This window comes from Mesorhizobium sp. USDA 4775, from assembly GCF_054062655.1.
In genome coordinates this window covers 2,538,536-2,557,967 of the sequence record NZ_JBSSFM010000001.1, presented here as the reverse complement: position 1 = coordinate 2,557,967, position 19,432 = coordinate 2,538,536, and the positions used below count along the sequence as shown (strand labels likewise).

Genomic DNA, 19,432 nt, shown 5'->3' with positions numbered 1-19,432 from the left:
AAGAGTTGCGCGCGTCAAATTATTTATTGACGCTCCAAAAGCTGCGACTTAGGTTTTGAACCCGCACGGACATGACGAAAGGCGCTCGGCAACCGGCCGCCAACCATCCGGCAATGGTGAGGACATGAAGAAACTGGTTTGTGCCGGCGAGATCCTGGTCGAGATCATGGCCGAGCGGATCGGCCAGAGTTTCCTTGCCCCCGGCCCGCTGGTCGGCCCGTTTCCATCGGGCGCGCCCGCGATCTTCATCGACCAGGCGGCACGGCTCGGCCAGCCGGCTGGCCTGATCGCGGCCGTCGGTGACGATGATTTCGGCCATTTGAACATCGAGCGCCTGCGCGCCGACGGCGCCGACATCTCGGCCATCAAGGTTCACCGGGGCGCCGCCACGGGCACAGCTTTCGTGACCTATGAAACCGATGGCAGCCGGCACTTCGTCTACAACATCAAGCAAAGTGCGGCCGGCCTGATCGAGATCGGCGTCGAGGCACGCGCGCTGCTCGCCGGGGCCGACCATTTTCACGTCATGGGCACCTCGCTGTTCTCGCCAGAGGTGACCGAGGTGGCGCGTATCGGGATCGAGACTGTCAAGGCGCGCGGCGGCACGGTGTCCTTCGACCCCAACATCCGCAAGGAGATGCTCGATCTGCCGGGCCTGCGCGATGCACTGCACTTCGTGCTGTCGAAGACCGACGTTTTCCTGCCGAGCGGACCGGAACTGTTCATCTTCGCCGGGGCGACCGACGAGGAGAGCGCGGTGCGCGAAATGCTGGACCGCGGCATCTCCGCCGTGGTCATCAAGAAAGGCGCGCAAGGTGCCGTTCACTACGACAAGACCGGACGCACCGCGTCACCCGGCTTCGTCGTCGACGAAATCGATCCGACCGGCGCCGGCGACTGCTTTGCGGCGGCCTTCGTCTCATTCTGGCTGCGTGGAGAAGTACCTGAAAAAGCACTGCGCATCGCCAATGGCTGCGGCGCGCTGGCGGTGACCAGGAAGGGCCCGATGGAGGGCATCGCCTCGCTTGCCGCCGTCGAGGCCTTCCTCGCGACCGCCCGAACCGGAACGCCGGCATGAGCCAGGCGACGGACAGGCTGGCGATAATCGCGACGCGCCGTGCGGCCGGCGAACGCAGCGGCATCGCCTCGATCTGCTCGGCCCATCCGCTGGTCATCGAGGCGGCGCTGCGCCATGGCAAGGCGCGCGACGCCGACGTGCTGATCGAGGCCACCTGCAACCAGGTGAACCACGAAGGCGGTTATACCGGCATGACACCAGCGGATTTCCGACGCTTCGTCGAGACGATCGCTGGCAAGATCGGATTTTCCCTCGACAGGCTAGTGCTCGGCGGCGATCATCTCGGCCCCAATCCGTGGAAGCATCTGCCAGCGCGCGAGGCCATGGCCAAGGCTTCGCGCATGGTCGACGCCTATGCCGAGGCCGGTTTCACCAAGATCCATCTCGATGCCAGCATGGGCTGCGCCGGCGAAGGTGCCGCACCGTCCGATGCGACGATCGCCGCGCGCGCCGCCGAACTGGCCGAGGTGGCGGAGGCCGCCACCGAACGAACGGGCGGCACAAAGCCTGTCTATGTCATCGGCACCGAAGTGCCGGTGCCGGGCGGCGCTCTGGAAGCGATGGACCATCTGGCGGTGACGACGCCCGAAGCGGCACGAGAGACGGTGCGTCTCCACCGCGATGCCTTCAGCCGGCGAGGCCTCGACCAGGCTTTTTCGCGCGCCCTCGGCGTCGTCGTGCAGCCGGGCGTCGAATTCGGCAATGCCGAGGTGATCACCTATAAACCGGAACGCGCCCGAGCATTGGCCGGCACGTTGCGGGATCTGCCGCAATTCGTCTTCGAGGCGCATTCGACCGATTACCAGCAGGTCTCGGCTCTGACCGCGCTGGTCGATGACGGCTTCGCCATTCTCAAGGTCGGGCCATGGCTGACCTTCGCGCTGCGCGAAGCATTTTATGGCCTGAGCCATATCGCCGACATTCTGGCTCCCGACCCGGCGCGCGAAAGCCTGCCGGCGGCGATGGAGCGCGTGATGCTGGCAGCGCCGGGCAATTGGAAGAATTACTACCACGGCTCCGAGCCAGAGCAGCGGATCGAACGCCACTTCTCCTACAGCGACCGCATCCGCTACTATTGGCCGGCGCCGGCGGCACAGCACGCGACGGAAGCGCTGATGCACGCGCTCGGCGACCGCGACATCCCCCTGCCCCTCATCAGCCAGTATCTCGGCCATCTCGACGGCGCGGTGGCGAACGGGTCCGCGGCGCCAAAGGCCGGGGAGTTGCTGATCGCCAGCGTGACAGAAGTTCTCGACATCTACGCCAGCGCAACCGGCTGATCCGCCGGTTACGGCTTCGGTACAAGGCCAGCGCCGCCCAGCCCTGCGCCCCTATTCCAGATCGCGGTGCGCGTTGGGGAGGCATCGCCTCCCCAATCTCGGAATATCACTCCCCGCGCATTGTCGCCTGGAAGGTCGGCAGGTGCTTCTTCTGCGCTTCCAGCATGCGTTCGCGGTAGACGCCGTAGATGACGTCGGTGTCGTGCAGCGTCACGCCCGCAATCGTCGGCGAGGCGAAGACCGGCAGTTCGATGCCGCGCTTGGCGAGCTGCTCGGCGGTGCGCGCGATCAGTTCGTGCGCCAGGATCATGGCGAGCACCGTCGACGAGCCGGAAACCGGACGGCTCCAGCCTTCGACCGGCACGATGGCGTCCTCGATCGGCGAGCACGTGTCGATGACGAGGTCCGCCGCATCCGCCAACCGCTTGCCGGAGGAGTGCGTCGCCGGCTTGTCCAAATTGTTCTTGCTGGTCACCGCGACGACGAAAATGCCGCGCTTCTTGGCATAGAGCGCGGTGTCGATGCCGGAGGAGTTGCGGCCGCTATGGCCGAAGATGATGATCGAGTCGCCCTTGTTGAGCGGCTGGTGGTCGAGGAATTTCTCGGCGTATTTCTCCGTCCGCTCCAGCCACAAGAGCTCGCGCACGCCGCCGGCGCCGAGCACGTTGTGCCACATGACACGCGGGTCGGTCAGCGGGTTGAAGCCGACATAGCTGCCGTAGCGAGGGAACACTTCCTGAACCGGCAGCACCGAATGGCCCGAACCGTAGAGATGGACCAGCCCGCCACCTTCGAGCGAGTCGGCAAAGCGGCTGGCGGCCTGGCCGAAGGCCTCTTCATTGGCTTTTGCCGCCTGATCGATAAGGGCGGTGAGACGGTGGATGTAGAGATCGGACACTTGGGTACTCCTGTTGATATCTAGGCTTGGAAAGGATCAGCTTCTGGGGGTTGACGGGACGCGGCCGGCGCGCAGCGTCGAACGGATTTCATAGCGGTCGCCCCGCATGATCGAGACGGTGAATTCGAACGGGCCGCGCTCGTCGGTGGTGATGCGCTCGACGACGAAAGCGGGGCTGCCGGCCGGGAGATCGAGCAGTTCGGCATCCGCCGCGCCGACGGCACCGACGCGGTAATTCTCGCGCGCGGCCACCGGTACGATGCCGTAATGGCGCTCCAGCGCCTCGTAGAGCGAGCCCTGCAGCAGGCCGGCGTCGAGGAAGCCCGGCACGCGCACGGCCGACAGCTGCGCCGTCTGGATACCGATCGGCTCATTGTTGCCCAGTCTCAGCCGCCGGATGCGCACCACCGGATCACCCTCCTCGATCTCCAGCGCGCCGGCGGCGGCGGCATTGGCGGTGGTGAGGCTGCAATCGAGAAGGCGCGAGCCGGCGACCACGCCCATATTGCCCATCTCCTGGGTGAAGCTGGTCAGCTCGCGGGTGCCGGCGACCAGCGTGGTCGAGCGCACGAAGGTGCCGCGGCCATGTTCGCGGCGCAGCAGCCCGGCCTCCTCGAGATTGCGCAAGGCATGGCGCAAAGTGATGCGGCTCACGCCGAACAAGGCGCACAGCCTGTCTTCGGCCGGGATCTGGTCGCCCGTTGCCCATTCGCCGCTCTTGACGATGGCGCGGATCGCCTCCTCGACCTGATACCAGAGCGGCTCCGGCCTTCTGCGGTCCGGCTGCTGAAAGCTCGCTTCGCTCATCGCACCTGCCTCCACCCTTCCCCCACACGGCCGGCCAGCGCCGCGCCGACAAGTCCCGCATCCGGGCCGAAATGGCCGGGCTGGATCTCAATGCCGCGCAAATGCGAGGGCAACTGACGGCGCAGTGCCGCGAGCAGCGGCGGGCGCATCACGTCCAGCGCCTCGGCCAGCCCGCCTGAAATCAGCACCGCCTGCGGGTCGAGCAGCGCCACCGCGCCGGCAAGCGCCGTGCCGATCTGGCGTGCCGGCACTTCAAGCAAGGTCTGCGCGGCGAGCTCGCCGGCGCGGGCAGCGGCGATCAGCTGGCGGCTGTCGGCGAGCCCGATCTGGCCGGCAAGCGCATCGAGCGCCCTGCCGGAAGCGGCACGCTCCAGCCAGCCGCTGCGCTCCGCGCCATGGTCCCTGATGTCGGCGCACGCCCAGCCGAACGAACAGGCGCCGCCATGCGCGCCGGCAACGATACGGCCATTGGCCAGCACCGCCGAGCCGATGCCGGTGCCGATCGCCAGCAGGATCGCGTCCGACATGCCTTTCGCGCTGCCTTCGACGGCTTCGGCCAGCAGCGCGATCTGCGCGTCATTGCCAAGCGCGATGCGCAGGCCCGGAAACAGCGCCTGGAGGTCGACGCCGTCGAGGAATGGCAGGTTCGGAATCCAGCGGCAGGCCGAGCCCTCGACCAGCCCCGGCACCGCAATGCCAAGCGCCTCGACCGGGCCGGCTTCCGCGCACAGTGCGTTGATGCGGGCGACAAGAGCATCGAGGCTTGCCGGCGCCAGCTCACGGCTCAGCACCTTCAACGCGCTGATGTCGCCGGTCGAGATGGCGGCGCGCAGATTGGTGCCGCCGAGATCGATGGCCAGAACCCGCGTCATCGGCCCGACCCTTTGCCGAACGGTGGCGAGAACAGGCCGCTGCCGGCATTCCAGGAATGCGATGCCGCCGTGAAAGCCTGGGCATGGCGCGTGCCGCGCAGGCAGCCGCGCAGGCGGTAGAGCGCGCTGTAATAGTCGACATAGGGAAAGCTGCTCAAGCCTCGCGCCAGCTCATATTCCTTGACCGCCCCGGTCCAGGCCTCGAAGCCGTCACTGACATCGACAAGATGCTCCGGGCGAAAACCGTCATCGTCCTCCCAGTTCTCACCGAACAGCAGCAATTGCGGCGTGTGCGCCGCATGGTCGCTGGCAATGGTCGGCAGGGCGGCGAAGAAGATGCCGGTCTGCGTGAGATGCGCTGCGGCACGATGGTCCTTGTGCCAGCTGCCGTGCCAATGGGTGATGACGATCTCAGGTTTCAGCTCGCGAATGACCTCGCACACTTTCAGCGCCGTCTCGTCGTTGGAAGGCAGGAAGGCATCGCGCAGCCCAAGACTGCGCAGCGTGACCCCAAGGCGCGCGGCCGCCCTGCCCGCTTCTTCTTGCTTCTGCACGCAATAATGCTCGGGGATCAAACAGGGATGGCCCTGTTCGCCCATGGTCAGGTGCAGAAAGGTTACCGCGGCACCACGCTTCACGGCGGCCGCAGCCAGCGGCCCGGCGATCACCTCGGCATCGAAGGCATGCGCGCCGACCACCAGGATGGAGTGCGCGGCGTAGATCCTGTCCTCGATCATTTCATGCCTCCCCCGGCGCCGACGCCCTCGCGAATCTGGCGCGCCAGCAAACAATACATGATCAGGATAGGCGCCATGGAAATCGCCAGCGACGCGAACACCAGGCCCCAGTCGGTGCGGAACTGGCCGACGAAGACGCTGATCGCCAGCGGCACCGTCTTGTAGCGATCGTCGAAGATGAAGATCAGCGGGAAGAAGAAATCGTTCCACACCGCGATCGCGGTGAAGATGGCGACGATCGACACCGCCGGCCTCACCATCGGCAGGATGATCTGGAACAGGATGCGGACTTCGCCGGCGCCATCCATGCGCGCCGCCTCGTCGAGTTCGGAGGGCAGTACGCGCATGAAATTGGCGAAAATGAAGACGGCGAAGGGAATGCGGATCGCCGAATAGACGAGGATCAATCCGGTCAGCGAATCCAGGAGGCCGAGATTGCGCATCAGCGTGAACAGTTCGACCGAGGCCAGCCGGATCGGCAGCATGATGCCGGACAGGAACAGGCCGAGCATGACAGCATTCCAGCCAAGCCGATAGCGGCTGAGCGGATAGGCGGCCATGGCCGAGACGACGATGGTGAGCACCACCGCACCGCCGGTGACGATCAGGCTATTGATGAAATTGTGGCCGAGATCGGCGCGCGTCCAGGCGTTGACGAAATTGTCGAGAGCCCAGCTTTGCGGCAGGCCAAGCCGGTTGGCGTAGATCTCGGCTGTGGTCTTGAAGCAGGAGACGACGAGGATGTAGAGCGGCAACAGCACAGCCGCCGTCCACACGGCCAACACCGTCCAGCCGGGCAGCCGCGCCAATTGCCGCGAGATCGCCGCCCTGTCTGAAATCGCCAGCGCGCTCATAGCTGCACCGTGCGGCGGTCGAAGAACCGCAGCATCATCAGCGTGCCGACGCTGAGGATCAGGAACAGCATGGTGCCAAGTGCCAAAGCGAGGCCGATATCGGTGATGCCGACAGCCCCCTCCGCGCCGAAGGCCAGCCGGTAGAAATAGGTCACCAGCGTGTCGGTCGAATAGCTCGGATTGCCCTGCACGCCCTGCATGACATAGACGATGTCGAATTGGTTGAAGGTATTGATGAAGGACAAGATCGTCAGCGTGCCCAGCGCCGGCATCAGCAGCGGCAGCGCGATCGAGAACAGCATACGCGCATTGCCGGCGCCGTCGAGTTTCGCCGCCTCGAAGATCTGGCCGGAAATCTGCCGCAGACCGGCCGTGTAGATCAGCACCGGCAGGCCCATCCAGTTCCAGGCATCGACGGCGATCAGCATGGCGAGTGCGGTGTGGCTGTTGCCGAGCACGGTGAGGCTGCCCTGGTGCAGGCCAAGCCCATTCAGCGCCCATTCGACGACGCCGCCCGGCGCCAAAAGCAGCCGCCACAGTGCGCCGACGATGACCGGGCTCAGCACCGCCGGGAAGAAGAAGACCGACTGGAAGAAGGCGGCACCTTTGTCACGCAGGAAGAGCAGCCAGGCAAACAAAAGCCCGATGCCGTTCTGGAAGACCATGATGCCGAGGAACCAGGCGGTGTTGTGCCAGAGCGCGCCATAGAGCCGCGCGCCGCTCGGGAAAACAACCAGCCGCGAGAAATTGGAAACGCCGGCGAACTCGACCATGCGCAGCCCCTTCCAGACGAAGACGCTGCCCCACAGCGACATCGCCAGCGGAAAGAGAACGAACAAGGCATAGACCGCCAGCGCCGGCAGGATGAACAGCACGGCCATGCGCTGCTGCGTGCGCTTCAGGCTGCTTGTGCGGCGAAAAGTGGTCATGCGCTGTTTGTGTCCGGACGAGAGGCCGGCCGCGATGCGGCCGACCGGCTCCCTACTGCTTCGGCTTGAACCAGGTGGCGACGGCGGCCTGCATGTCGGCCGCCAGTTTCTCCGGCGCGATGTTGCCTTCGACCATGTCGATGATCTCCGACTGCAGCACCGAAGACGCCGTCGGCGACTGCCAGCGGAAGCCGACCAGCGTCAGATAGGGCGTCGAATTCTTCGACATCGCCATCATCTCGGCCAGCACCGGGTCCTTCACGGTGACATCGGTGCGGGCCGGCGGCCAGCCGAGCTCGTCGGCAAACATCTGCGCGAATTCGGCCGAAGCCATGAAGCCCAGCACCTTGGTCGCTGCCTCCTTGTTGGCGCTTTCGGAGACGAGACCGTAGGAGCCGTCGGAGAAGGCGGAAGTGTAGAGCTTTGCTCCGGCATCGTCGGCCGGGAACGGGAAGATCGAGAATTTCAGCTTCGGGTTCTGCGCCTTGAAGCTGCCGTTCTCGAACGAGCCGCCGAGGAACATCGCGGCCTTGCCGCCGATGAACTGTTGCGTGGCAGTGGTGTAGTCGATGCCGGCGAAGCCATCGGGGAAATAGGGTTTCAAATCGGCGAATCGCTTCAACGCCGCGACATAGCGCGGATCCTCGAAGGTCGCCTTGCCGGTCATCATCTCGTCGTAGAAGCCCGGGCCGTAGACGGTCGGGCCGATGACGCCGACGCCGATCTCCAGCTCCCAGGCCGAACCGTTGGCGCCGCCGGCGGCGACCGGCGTGATGCCGGCCGCCTTCAACTTCTCGCAAGCGGCGACGAAATCCTTGTAGGTCTTGGGGATCTCGATGCCCTGGGCGGCGAAAATATCCTGGTTGTAGAAGACGCCCATCATCGGCACCGAATAGGGCACGCCATAGAGCTTGCCGTCGGCGCGGCCGCGCGCGCCGCCCAGCGCGGCGTCCGCCATGTTCTTCAATTCGGGCACGCTGTCGTCGAGCGCGTCGAGATAGCCGGCGTCGACGAAGGGCTGCAATTCACCATAGGCCTTGAGCTGGGCGATGTCGGGGCCCCGGCCGCCGCGCAGGGCGGTGCTCAGACGGTTCTGGTAATCGGCGTCCGGCGTAAACTGGATGTCGATCTTGATGCCAGGGTTCTTCGCCTCGAAGGCATCGAAGATGCGGCGCATCGCGGCCTCGTCCTCGGTGCGCCAGCTCCACAGTGTCACCGTGCTGTCGGCCCTCGCCGGCAAGGCAGTGAAGACGCCGGCGCAGGCGGCGGCAAGGCCGCCGATAAGGCCAAGGGCGGTACGTCGATGAAGTGAAAGCATGCTCATTGCCAGTCTCCCATTTTCTCTGTCCTTGGCGCCCCGCAGCGCTTCGACGCCGCGAGAGAGTCATTGGCTCGGGCAAGTCATTATAACGACATAGCAGCATTCGCAAGAGGTCTGGCACGCCTCAGGCATGGCGCCGTCACGGAAAAACTAGTGGCGTCAAGCAATCAATATACTGTTTTATAACGATAAAATCTTCTTATTCGGCAGAGCGAAGAAATCTGAAACCGCTCGATACCAGCTTTTTCGCCGACAGGCTCTTGCGCCATCGCCTGAAGTTGTCATAACGTCATCGTGATCGATAGGGAGGATGAGGAATGTCGTTTGCCTGGACTTCGAAACTGGCGCTGGCCGCGGGCCTGGCCATCCTGCCCGCCACGGCATGGGCGCAATCGGTCAACATCTCCTATTTGACGCACTGGTCGCCGGAGACGGTCGCGCTGCTGGAAGCGGCGGCCAAGGATTATGCCAAGACCAATCCGGACGTCAGCGTCACCGTGCGCGCCGTTCCGTTCGGCGATCTCCTGACCACGTTGCGCTCGCAAGGCGGCGGCTCGGACGGCCCGACGATTGGCGGCATCTACGATCTGTGGCTGCCCGAACTCGCCCGCGACAAGCTGGTCGCGCCCGCTCCCGATGCGGTGGCCAGCGAGGTCAAGGCCTCATGGCCGGCGGGCGTCACCAGCGCCGCCTCTGTCGGCGGCACGCTCTACGGCATTCCCAACGAGATCGATGTCTATGCGCTGAATTACAACAAGGCGCTGTTCAAGCAGGCCGGCATCGCGGCGCCACCGAAAACCTGGGACGAGTTCAAGGATGCGGCGAAGAAACTGACCAACAAGGAGGCCGGCCAGCAGGGTTTCGGCATGATCAACAGCTGGGCGGCCGGCGTCGTCCATCCCTTCGCTTCGCTGCTCGTTTCTAACGGCGGCGAGCTGGTCAAGGACGGCAAGCCGGTGTTGGATAGCCAGCAAGCCGCGCAGACCTTCCAGCTCTATGAGGACCTGATCAAGTCGGGCGCCAGCGTGCCGGCGATGGCGACGGCGGATGCCAACACCACCGGTCCGTTCCTCGACAATTTCGTCTCCGGCAAGACCGGCATGATCATCATGGCCAATTGGTGGGAGAGCGCGCTGAAGACCGGCATGGGCGACAAGTTCGCCGACATCGCTACCGCGCCGATCCCGGTCGGCCCGAGCGGCGACAAGCCGCATTCGATCTCCTATTCGTGGATGACCGTGGTCAACGCCAATGCGGGTGCTGCCGAGCAAAAGGCGGCGTGGGAATTCCTGGCCTGGCTCAACAATCCGAAGTCCGGCAAAAACGGCGCCTCGGCCATGTCGGATATCCTGATGTCGATGGGCATCCTGCCCTCGCGCCTGTCCGATATCGAAGCACACAAGGACAAGCTCGGCTCGGAATTCCTCTCCGGCTATATCAGCGTGCTCGCCGATGCCAAGCCGTTTCCGGTCGTGCCGGGCGGACAGGAATTCTCGGAATCCCTGCAGCAGACGCTCGAGGCGTTGCAGTATGGCCAGGTCTTGGCCAAGGATGCGCAGGCGACGGCGCAGGCCGACGCCACCTCGATCCTGGAGCGCGCCGCCAAATAATGATCCAGAGGTACCGTGCCTCGGCGGGCATCATGCTTACGCCCGCCGTGACGCTGATCGGCATCTTCATCCTGTTGCCGATGATGCTCACCGTCTGGCTGTCCTTCCAGGACTGGTCGACACAGACGCCGTTTTCCAGCGCCAGCTTCGTCGGCCTCGACAATTTCCACGAGATCTTTGGGGCCTCCTCGGTCGGGCGTGACTTTAAGGGCGCGCTCACCCAACACCGCCATCTACACCGCGCTCTCCGTCATCCTCATCCTGCCGCTATCGGTCGCGTTCGGCCTGATGGTCTACCAGCATGATGTCGCCGGCGGCACGGCGCTGCGGACTGTGCTCTTCTCCACCTACATGGTGCCGATGATCGCGGTGGCGCTGGCCTGGTCGAAGCTCTATTCGCCGAGCGAAGGACCGCTCAACCAGATGCTCGGCCTCATCGGTATCGGCCCGCAGCCCTTTCTGTCGTCGCCGCGCTCAGCGCTGGTCTCGATCGTCTTGCTCAATGTCTGGCAGCAGGTCGGCTACTTCACCGTGCTGGCGATCGCGGGCCTCACGCAGATCCCGGGCAGCCTCTACGAGGCAGCGAAGCTCGACGGCGCCAACCGCTTCGAGCAGTTCCGCTTCATCACGCTGCCGTTGATGCGGCGCACGCTTTTGTTCAGCGCCGTCATCGCCATCATCAACGCCGTGCAGGTGTTCGAGCCGGTGGCGCTGATCACGCAAGGCGGGCCGGTCGGCTCGACCAATGTGCTCACCTACCACATCCGCCGCGTCGGCATCGAGCGCGCGCAAGGCGGTCTGGGTTCGGCGATGGCGGTCATGCTGATGCTTTCACTTATCGTCGTGGTCTGCGCGCTGTTTGCTCTCGCCAACCGGAAGGATCAGGAATGAGCGCGGGATCATCGAGCCGGCTGCCGCGCAAGCGCCCGTCCGGGCGCAAGGCGCTGCTGGCGACGCTGATGCTGCTGGTCGCCGTGGCCTCGGCCTTCCCGCTGGTGTGGATGGTGCTGTCGAGCCTCAAGACGCCGGCCGAGAGCATGCAGGTGCCGCCGGTGTGGATACCGCACACACCCAGCCTCGACGCCTATGAAAAGGTTTCCGGCGTGGTCAATGTCGGCCGCTCGATGTGGAATTCCCTGGTCATCGCCTCGATCACCACCGCTGGCATCCTGATCACCAGCATGATGGCCGGCTATGCCTTCGCCAAATACCACTTCCCCGCCAAATCGCTGCTGTTTTCGCTGCTGATCGCCACCATGTTCCTGCCGCCGATCGTCACGCTGATCCCGCTCTATCGGCTGGTCGGCTCGATCGGGCTCAATGCCAGCCTGGCAGGCATCATCGTGCCCAACCTCGCCAATGCCTTCGGCATCTTCCTGATGCGCCAGTTCATATCAGGCGTGCCGGACGACCTTATCGATGCGGCGCGGATGGACGGCGCTTCAGAGTTGCTGATCCTCTTCAAGATCGTGGCGCCCAGCGTCGCGCCGGCGATCGCCGCACTCGCCCTGTTCGCCTTCGTCTACCATTGGAACAGCTATCTCTGGCCGCTGACCGTGCTGCAGGGCAATGCCGACGCCTACCCGATCGTGATCAGCCTGAGCCGGCTCTTGAGCTACAACCGTGGCGCGGTGAATACCGGCCTGGTGATGGCCGGCGCGACGCTGGCCGTGCTGCCGCCGCTCATCCTGTTCGTCCTGCTGCAGCGCTTCTTCGTCGATTCCATCGTCGGCTCGGCGATCAAGGGATAGCTGCTTCAGTATGGCAGCCCGACATAGTTTTCGGCGAGCGCGGTCGACGCGGCCTGCGAGTGCACGAGATAGTCGAGTTCGGCTTCCTGGATGCGCTGGCCGAAATCGCCTGTGTCAGGGAAGCGGTGCAGCATGGTCGTCATCCACCAGGAAAAGCGCACCGCCTTCCACACCCGCGCCAGCGCCTTTTGCGAATAGGCCTCAATGCCAGCTTGGGACTTTCCAACGTAGAACTCGCGCAGACCGGCGAAGAGATAGCGTACATCGCTGGCGGCGAGGTTGAGGCCCTTGGCGCCAGTCGGCGGCACGATGTGGGCGGCATCGCCGACCAGGAACAGCCGGCCGAAACGCATCGGCTCGGCAACGAAGGAGCGCAACGGCGCGATCGACTTTTCGAAGGATGACCCGGTGGTGACGCTTGCCGCCGTCCGTTCCGGCAAGCGGCGGCGCAGCTCGTCCCAGAAGCGGTCGTCGGACCAGGCCTCGACGCGGTCGTCCTGCGGGCACTGCACATAGTAGCGGCTGCGATGCGTCGAACGCATCGAGCACAATGCAAAGCCCCGCTCGTGATTGGCATAGACCAGTTCGTGATCGGCTGGCGGCACTTCGGCCAGCACGCCGAGCCAGCCGAACGGATATTGCCGCTCGAAGGTCTTCAGCGCGCGCTCCGGCACCGATTTGCGGCTGACGCCGTGATAGCCATCGCAGCCGGCGATGAAGTCGCAATCAATCCGGTGAGAGACGCCATCCTTGTCGTCGTAGGTAACGAACGGCGCAGCGCCATCGAAATCATGCAGCGCGACATTAGCGGCCTCATAGACAGTGACGAGGCCAGCCGCCTCGCGCTTGTCCATCAGATCATGCGTCACTTCGGTCTGGCCATAGACGGTGACATGCTTGCCGCCGGTGAGCGCCGCGAGATCAATGCGGTGCAGGCGCCCGTCGAAAGCCAGCGAAATGCCGGAATGCGGCAGGCCTTCGGCATGCAGCCTTGCAGCAACACCGGCCTCTTCCAGCAACTCGACCGTGCCTTGTTCGAGCACCCCTGCCCGCACGCGGCCAACCACATGTTCGCGGCTCGAGCGTTCAAGAATGATGGTCTCGACGCCGATGCCGGCGAGAAGCTGCCCAAGCAGCAGGCCGGAGGGTCCGGAGCCGACAATGGCGACCTGCGTGCGCATCAGTGACCGAGGCTTTCGATCTGTCCGGCCAGTTCGGCGGCAAGGCGCAGCGACGCGGCGGTGGCGACGACCATCTGCGGCAGCAACAGCCATTCCAGCGTCCAGGCCGCACCCGAGCGCTCCTGTTCATGCACCAGTGCCTGATGCATGCCGGAAAGCTGCGTGGCGTTGAAGCGGGCGAGCGCCACCAGCGCCTCGGCCTTCACCGGGTTCTGCTTGTGCGGCATGGCCGACGAGCTGCCGCCGCCGGAAAGCGCGATGTCAGTTCCGCCCTGCGCCATCAGCGCGATGTCCTGGCCGAACTTCCCGAGGCTGCCGGTCAGCAGCGACAGCCAGCCGGCGAAGTCGGCGAGCGTGTCGCGCTGGCTCTGCCATTGGGGCGCATCGGCAAGGCCGAGTTTTGCGGCAAGCGCGGCGCGCACCGCCGGCCCCTTATCGCCGAGCCTTTCCAGCGTGCCGGCAGCGCCGCCGAATTGCACCACCAGCAGGCGCCTCGCCTGGTCCGACAATCTTTCCTGATGCCGCTGCAACGGCCCACGCCACGCCGTGATGCGATCCGTCACTTGGATAGGGATCGCTGGTTGCATGCGGGTCATGCCGGTCAGCGCCCTGCCGCCGAAGCGCTCCTCAAGCGAGGTGAGGCGCAAAACGGTTTCGGTCAGCAGCAGGCCGATATGCTCGACGATCGCTTTCAGCCGAAGCATAAGGCTCGTATCGATGACGTCCTGGCTGGTCGCTCCGAAATGCACCTTGTCACCATGCGGTTCACCGACCGCAGCCCTGATCTGGCGCACCAGTTCCGGCACCATGACGCCGTCCTTGGCGACGCCTGCTCTCAGCAAAGCGGTATCCGGCCGGAATGATGCCAGTGCCGTCACGATCGCTGCCGCGGCATCCCTGGCGATGATCCCGTTTTCAGCCTCCGCTTCGGCCAATGCGCACTCGAACGCTAGCGCCGCCTCGATTTCCGCCTCGACGGAAAAATGCCGCGATGCTTCCTCGTCGCCGAGGAGTGCGGATAGCAACGGATGGTCGAAGGGCGATACGGTCATGAGATCTCCTAGCTGTCGAAGAAGACCGTTTCCTTCTCCCCCTGGAGATGGATGTCGAAGACGTAGGTGCCGCCCTGGCGCTCGGCGATCAAAGTCGGCACGCGGACGCGATGCTCGATGCGCGCCAGGATCGGATCCTCGCCATTGGCCTTTTCCTCGTCGGAAAAATAGAGCCGCGTGTGCAGGCCGAGATTGATGCCGCGCGCGACGATCCATAGCGTGATGTGCGGCGCCATCAGCCTTCCATCCCGGAACGGCACGCGGCCCGGCTTGATCGTCTCGAATGCACAGACGCCTGTGTCCATGTCGGTCGGGCAGCGGCCCCAGCCGAAGAAGTTCGGATCGGCCGCGCCGCGCAATTCGGCCGGCGAATTGTGGAGCCCGTCCGCATCCGCCTGCCAGATCTCGATCAGCGCGTCCTTGAGCGGCGTGCCTGTGCCGTCGAGTACCCTAATTTTGAGACCGATGCGCTCGCCCCTGGTCTTGTCGTTGACCATGGTCGCGCCGAGATCGGTCGCATAGACGCCACCGATGCCGCAGAAGTTCGGCGTCAGCCCGATATGGACGTAGGGTCCCGCGGTCTGCGAGGGGCTTTCCCTGAGGCGGTCGAGCGATTGGCGCATCAATTGCCCTCCAGCCGATTTTCGAACAGCGACGAGCGGCGGCCGCGCAGCACGATGTCGAACTTGTAGGCGAGCGCGTCCATCGGGACCGTCGCCTGCTTGTCGAGGATGGCCGTCAGCGCCTCGATGGCCGCCTTGTCGGCGATGCCGCGCACGATCGGGCATTTCCAGATCAGCGGATCGCCCTCGAAATACATCTGCGTGATCAGCCGCTGCGCGAAGCCGTGGCCGAAAACCGAGAAATGGATGTGCGCCGGGCGCCAGTCATTGGGACCGTTGGGCCACGGGTAAGGCCCGGGCTTGACAGTGCGGAAGGCATAGCCACCATCGTCGCCTGTGATGGTGCGGCCGCAGCCACCGAAATTCGGGTCGAGCGGCGCCAGATAGCCGTCCTTCTTGTGGCGGTAGCGGCCGCCGGCATTGGCCTGCCAGAATTCGATGAGCACGCCGGGAACGCCAACACCGCGTTCGTCGAGCACACGCCCATGGACGATGATGCGCTCGCCGATGGCGCTCTCGCCCGGCCTGGCGAAATTATGGATCAGGTCGTTGTCGAGTTCACCGAGCATGGCATGGCCGAAGACTGGTCCGGCTATTTCCGACAGCGTGTTGTCGAAGGACAAAAGCGCCTTTTGCGGCGAGCGCAGCACCGAACTCTTATAGCCCGGCGTCAGCGCCGGCGGATGCCATGTCCGGTCGCGCTGGAAGAAGGCGCCGGACTCAGGTCTCCGGTTCGAGCCGGACTCAGAGGGCATTGTCGGCTCCGTCCATTTCCGAAAACACGTCCTTGGCTATTCTGAAGGCACGGTTGGCGGCCGGCACGCCGGCATAAATGGCGACATGCAGGAACGCCTCGCAGATATCGTCGCGCGTCGCACCGGTGTTGGCGGTGGCGCGCACATGCAGGGCGACCTCCTCATCATGGCCGAGTGCCGCCAGCAGCGCCAGCGTGACGATCGAGCGCTCGCGCTTGCTGAGGCCCGGCCGGGCCCACACAGTCCCCCAGGCTGCCTCGGTGATCAGTTCCTGGAAGGGTTGATCGAAATCGGTGGCGGCGACCTCAGCCCGATCGACATGCCGATCGCCGAGCACCGCGCGCCGCACCACGAGGCCAGTGCGATATCGGGCTGCGTTGCCGGGGACTTCATCCATGGTTTTCTGCTCCAGGGGCAAGCGATGTGACAAAATCGCGGATCAGCGCGGTGAGCGCTTCAGGCTGTTCGACGCAGAGAATATGTCCGGCGTCACGGATGATCTCGAAACGCGAACCGGGGATCAGAGCGGCCAGCGAGCGGACGAGAGCGGGAGGCGTCGAGCCGTCCTGGTCACCGACGACACAGAGTGTCGGCACCTCGATGCGGCGTGCCGCGTCAGTAAAATCGGCGTTGCGGATAGCAACGCAGGTTCCCACGTAGCCGGCAAGTGCTTGCCGGGTCATCATGTTCCAATAGCCATCCAGTTCGGCCACCCGTGAGGTGTGGAAGGCGGGAGTGAACCACACTTTGAGCACGCCATCGGCAATGGCCTGGATGCCCTTGCGTTCGACGACCGCGATGCGGGTGTTCCAGCTCTCATTTGTGCCGATCTTGTGGGCCGTGTCGCACAGGATCATGGCCTCGACGATCCCCGGGCGCCTGGCGTAGAGCCCTTGCGCGATCATGCCGCCGACCGAAAGGCCGCACAGCACGACCTTCTTCAAGCCGAAATGATCGATGAGCCCCGAGAGATCGTCGACATGATCGTCGATCGACTTGATCTCGCCTATGTCGGACAGCCCGTGGCCGCGCTTGTCATAGACCAGCAAGGACATTTCCCCATCGAGCGCCGAGACAATGTCGTCCCAGATGCGGAAGTCGGTGCCCAGCGAATTGATGAATATGATCGCGCGCGCATTGCCGGTCGCCTTGAGGTGGCGATGGTGCAGCGTGATGCCGCCGATGGTGACGAATGACACGATTTCGATCCTCCACCTCCCACATTGCACAAGGCATTTGGTTCGGTAAAATGATATTTTGCGCCATTTCATTAACTCAGGGGTTACTAAATCCATGGCCGAGAGCCGCATCCGCTTCCGTCACCTGCAGGCCTTCCTGGAGGTTGCGCGGCAGGGCAGCGTGGCCCGCGCCGCCGATTTCCTGCATGTCAGCGCGCCGGCGGTGACCAAGACGTTGCGTGAACTGGAAGAGGCGCTCGGTGTCGCCGTTGTCGAGCGTGACGGGCGCGGTATCCGGGTCACAAGGCTTGGTGAGATCTTCCTCAGCCATGCCGGTTCTGCGATCACCGCGTTGAAGCGCGGCGTCGATTCCGTTCGCCAGGACGGCGCAATCAACCGCCATCCGATCCGCATCGGCGCTCTGCCGACCGTGTCGGCAAAGGTCATGCCCAAGGCCATGAGCCTGTTCCTCGGAGAAAACACCGGCGCGGCGATCAAGATCGTCACTGGCGAGAACGCGGTGCTGCTCGAGCAATTGCGTACCGGCGCGCTCGATCTTGTCGTCGGACGGCTGGCAGCGCCCGAAAACATGACCGGCTTCTTCTTCGAGCATCTCTATTCCGAACAGGTGCTGTTCGTGGTGCGGGCCGGGCATCCACTGCTGGAACCGGGAGCGGATATCTTCGCCAGGCTCGACGAATTCCCGGTGCTGATGCCGACCCGGGAATCCGTCATCCGCCCCTTCGTCGATCGCCTGTTCATCACCAACGGCATGACCGCGCCGGCGACCGAGATCGAAACCGTCTCGGATTCGTTTGGCCGCTCCTTCATGCGGCAGAGCAATGCGGTGTGGATCATTTCGGCCGGCGTGGTTGCCAACGAGATCGCCAGCGGCGCCTTCGTCGCCCTGCCGGTCGACACCGAGGAAACCAAGGGACCGGTCGGCCTGACGATGCGCACCGATACGGCGCCATCGCCGGCCTTCACCATCCTGCTGCAGACCATTCGCGAGGCGGCAAGGCCGGGCAAGTGAGGCGTCGGGCCGTTCGGACCGATCCCCGCGTTCTTCGGAAATCCCCTAACCCCAGGGTTAATGAAACACCGCAAAATATCATTTTACCGAACCAAAACGCTGGTGCACTGTGCCGATGGAGGAGCACAAAGGGAGGAATGCATGACCTACGCTAACGGTAGCAGATCCAGTATTCGTGGCGTGTCGCGGCGCCAGTTCATTGCCACCTCGATCGCTGGCGGCGCGGCGCTCGCGCTTGGTGGCGGCAAGGCCTTCGCCCAGGCGGCCGGCACGCTCAAGGTCGGCTTCGTCAGCCCGCGCACAGGGCCGCTGGCCGGCTTCGGCCAGACCGACGGTTATGTGCTCGACCTCGCCCGCAAGGCGCTGGCCGGCGGCCTCGATATCGGCGGCAAGAAATACAGCGTCGAAATCCTGGACCAGGACACGCAGTCGGACCCGTCACGTGCGGGCCAGCTCGCCAAGGACCTGGTCAACAACCAGGCCATCGACCTGATGCTGGCGGTGTCGACGCCCGAGGTGATCAACCCGGTCGCCGACGCCTGCGAGGCCGCGGGGGTGCCCTGCCTGTCGACCGTCATGCCGTGGGAGGCCTGGTATTTCGGCCGCGGCGCCAAGCCCGGCGCGCCCTCGCCGTTCAAATGGACCTATCATTTCGGCTTCGGCGTCGGCGAGTTCTTCAAGACCTACATCTCGCAATGGAACCTGATCGAGACCAACAAGAAGGTCGGCGTCATGTATCCCAACGACGCCGACGGCAACGCTATCCGCGCCAATCTGGCGCCGCTGCTGGCCAAGCAAGGCTTCACCATCGTCGATCCCGGCGCCTACGAGACCGGCACCACCGACTATTCCTCGCAGATCGCGCTGTTCAAGCAGGAAGGCGTCGAGATCTTCAATTCCTTCCCGATCCCGCCGGACTTTGCCGCCTTCTGGCGCCAGGCGGCACAGCAGGGGCTGATCAAGCAGATCAAGATCGCCCAGGTCGCCAAGACCGGCCTGTTCCCGTCTGACATCGAGGCGCTCGGCGACCTCGGCATGAAGATTTCGAGCGCCGCCTACTGGCACAAGGCTTTCCCCTACAAGTCGCCGCTTACCGGCGTTTCGGGCACCGAGCTCGCCGACGGCTATGAGGCGGCGAGCGGCAAGCAGTGGACGCAGCAGCTCGGCGCCTCGATGTCGCTGCTCGACGCCGGCTTCGAAGCGCTGAAGGCCAGCTCCGACGCCAAGGACAAGGCGGCGGTGGCCAAGGCGCTGAGCACGCTGAAGACCGAGACCATGATCGGCAAGGTCGATTTCACCAGCGGCCCTGTCGCCAATGTCTCGCCCGGTCCGATCATCGGCACGCAGTGGGTGGCTGCCAAGGAAGGCAGCAAATTCCCGCTCGACTATGTCGTGACCGAGAACGCCACCGATCCGAAGGTGCCCGTCGAAGCCAAGCTTCAGCCTTACAACGGCTGATGGACCGCTGACGAG

At 64.5% G+C, this 19,432-nt stretch carries 20 protein-coding genes; 7 read left to right on the top strand and 13 right to left on the bottom strand.

Annotation, left to right across the window (positions count from 1 at the left end; all coding sequences use genetic code 11):
- Window positions 1-124 precede the first annotated feature (124 nt).
- Both ACVILI_RS12260 and ACVILI_RS12255 read left to right on the top strand, forming a co-directional pair.
- Entirely contained in the window at window positions 125-1,078 is a 954-nt protein-coding gene (locus ACVILI_RS12260; protein ID WP_038645179.1) for a tagatose kinase, read from the top strand.
- Window positions 1,075-2,358, top strand: a complete 1,284-nt coding sequence (locus ACVILI_RS12255; protein ID WP_038645177.1) for a D-tagatose-bisphosphate aldolase, class II, non-catalytic subunit — start codon at window positions 1,075-1,077, stop codon at window positions 2,356-2,358. The genes ACVILI_RS12260 and ACVILI_RS12255 overlap by 4 nt, the downstream gene beginning before the upstream one ends.
- Window positions 2,359-2,464: 106 nt before the next feature.
- On the opposite strand, the gene ACVILI_RS12250 is transcribed toward ACVILI_RS12255, so the two are convergent.
- From ACVILI_RS12250 to ACVILI_RS12220, 7 genes are read right to left on the bottom strand one after another with little or no spacing between them, the layout of a single operon-like run.
- Complete coding sequence (locus ACVILI_RS12250) at window positions 2,465-3,256, bottom strand: sugar isomerase domain-containing protein (RefSeq protein ID WP_019856774.1); 792 nt, start codon at window positions 3,254-3,256, stop codon at window positions 2,465-2,467.
- 36 nt (window positions 3,257-3,292) lie between these two features.
- Window positions 3,293-4,063 carry a GntR family transcriptional regulator gene (locus ACVILI_RS12245; RefSeq protein ID WP_032920989.1) on the bottom strand — a complete coding sequence of 257 codons (771 nt, stop codon included), beginning with the start codon at window positions 4,061-4,063 and terminating at the stop codon, window positions 3,293-3,295.
- Entirely contained in the window at window positions 4,060-4,935 is an 876-nt protein-coding gene (locus ACVILI_RS12240; RefSeq protein WP_038645175.1) for an ROK family protein, read from the bottom strand. Before ACVILI_RS12240 ends, ACVILI_RS12245 begins: the two co-directional genes overlap by 4 nt.
- Entirely contained in the window at window positions 4,932-5,672 is a 741-nt protein-coding gene (locus tag ACVILI_RS12235; protein ID WP_038645173.1) for a PIG-L deacetylase family protein, read from the bottom strand. The genes ACVILI_RS12240 and ACVILI_RS12235 overlap by 4 nt, the downstream gene beginning before the upstream one ends.
- Window positions 5,669-6,526, bottom strand: a complete 858-nt coding sequence (locus ACVILI_RS12230) for a carbohydrate ABC transporter permease (protein WP_038645171.1) — start codon at window positions 6,524-6,526, stop codon at window positions 5,669-5,671. Before ACVILI_RS12230 ends, ACVILI_RS12235 begins: the two co-directional genes overlap by 4 nt.
- On the bottom strand, window positions 6,523-7,455 hold the full coding sequence (locus ACVILI_RS12225; protein WP_038645169.1) for a carbohydrate ABC transporter permease: 933 nt from the start codon (window positions 7,453-7,455) through the stop codon (window positions 6,523-6,525). The genes ACVILI_RS12230 and ACVILI_RS12225 overlap by 4 nt, the downstream gene beginning before the upstream one ends.
- 52 nt (window positions 7,456-7,507) lie before the next feature.
- Complete coding sequence (locus ACVILI_RS12220; RefSeq protein WP_038645167.1) at window positions 7,508-8,779, bottom strand: extracellular solute-binding protein; 1,272 nt, start codon at window positions 8,777-8,779, stop codon at window positions 7,508-7,510.
- Between the two features lie 314 nt (window positions 8,780-9,093).
- Here ACVILI_RS12220 and ACVILI_RS12215 point away from each other — a divergent pair, with 314 nt between their 5' ends.
- The 3 genes from ACVILI_RS12215 (at window position 9,094) to ACVILI_RS12205 (ending at window position 12,137) form a co-directional block, all read left to right on the top strand.
- On the top strand, window positions 9,094-10,386 hold the full coding sequence (locus tag ACVILI_RS12215) for an ABC transporter substrate-binding protein (protein WP_457102457.1): 1,293 nt from the start codon (window positions 9,094-9,096) through the stop codon (window positions 10,384-10,386).
- A 198-nt stretch (window positions 10,387-10,584) separates the two neighbouring features.
- On the top strand, window positions 10,585-11,277 hold the full coding sequence (locus ACVILI_RS12210; protein ID WP_457102456.1) for a carbohydrate ABC transporter permease: 693 nt from the start codon (window positions 10,585-10,587) through the stop codon (window positions 11,275-11,277).
- The gene (locus ACVILI_RS12205) at window positions 11,274-12,137 is read left to right on the top strand and encodes a carbohydrate ABC transporter permease (protein WP_019856765.1); all 864 of its coding nucleotides are present in this window, start codon (window positions 11,274-11,276) and stop codon (window positions 12,135-12,137) included. Before ACVILI_RS12210 ends, ACVILI_RS12205 begins: the two co-directional genes overlap by 4 nt.
- A 5-nt stretch (window positions 12,138-12,142) precedes the next feature.
- On the opposite strand, the gene pobA is transcribed toward ACVILI_RS12205, so the two are convergent.
- The 6 genes from pobA to pcaD are packed head-to-tail and all read right to left on the bottom strand — an operon-like array spanning window position 12,143 to window position 16,947.
- On the bottom strand, window positions 12,143-13,318 hold the full coding sequence (gene pobA, locus ACVILI_RS12200; protein ID WP_038645160.1) for a 4-hydroxybenzoate 3-monooxygenase: 1,176 nt from the start codon (window positions 13,316-13,318) through the stop codon (window positions 12,143-12,145).
- Window positions 13,318-14,370 (bottom strand): 3-carboxy-cis,cis-muconate cycloisomerase, encoded by a 1,053-nt coding sequence (locus ACVILI_RS12195; RefSeq protein ID WP_038645159.1) that lies wholly within the window; start codon window positions 14,368-14,370, stop codon window positions 13,318-13,320. The genes pobA and ACVILI_RS12195 overlap by 1 nt, the downstream gene beginning before the upstream one ends.
- 8 nt (window positions 14,371-14,378) lie before the next feature.
- A complete protein-coding gene (pcaG, locus tag ACVILI_RS12190; RefSeq protein ID WP_019856762.1) occupies window positions 14,379-14,993 on the bottom strand; it encodes a protocatechuate 3,4-dioxygenase subunit alpha in 615 nt (204 codons plus the stop codon).
- Entirely contained in the window at window positions 14,993-15,748 is a 756-nt protein-coding gene (pcaH, locus tag ACVILI_RS12185; RefSeq protein WP_038645157.1) for a protocatechuate 3,4-dioxygenase subunit beta, read from the bottom strand. The genes pcaG and pcaH overlap by 1 nt, the downstream gene beginning before the upstream one ends.
- Entirely contained in the window at window positions 15,738-16,145 is a 408-nt protein-coding gene (gene pcaC / locus ACVILI_RS12180; RefSeq protein WP_019856760.1) for a 4-carboxymuconolactone decarboxylase, read from the bottom strand. Before pcaC ends, pcaH begins: the two co-directional genes overlap by 11 nt.
- Window positions 16,138-16,947, bottom strand: coding sequence for a 3-oxoadipate enol-lactonase (pcaD, locus tag ACVILI_RS12175; RefSeq protein ID WP_457102455.1), 810 nt, complete (start codon window positions 16,945-16,947; stop codon window positions 16,138-16,140). The genes pcaC and pcaD overlap by 8 nt, the downstream gene beginning before the upstream one ends.
- A gap of 94 nt (window positions 16,948-17,041) precedes the next feature.
- Here pcaD and pcaQ point away from each other — a divergent pair, with 94 nt between their 5' ends.
- Both pcaQ and ACVILI_RS12165 read left to right on the top strand, forming a co-directional pair.
- Complete coding sequence (gene pcaQ / locus ACVILI_RS12170) at window positions 17,042-17,959, top strand: pca operon transcription factor PcaQ (RefSeq protein ID WP_010914665.1); 918 nt, start codon at window positions 17,042-17,044, stop codon at window positions 17,957-17,959.
- Between the two features lie 141 nt (window positions 17,960-18,100).
- Entirely contained in the window at window positions 18,101-19,417 is a 1,317-nt protein-coding gene (locus tag ACVILI_RS12165) for an ABC transporter substrate-binding protein (RefSeq protein WP_051726748.1), read from the top strand.
- The last annotated feature ends 15 nt before the right edge of the window (window positions 19,418-19,432 follow it).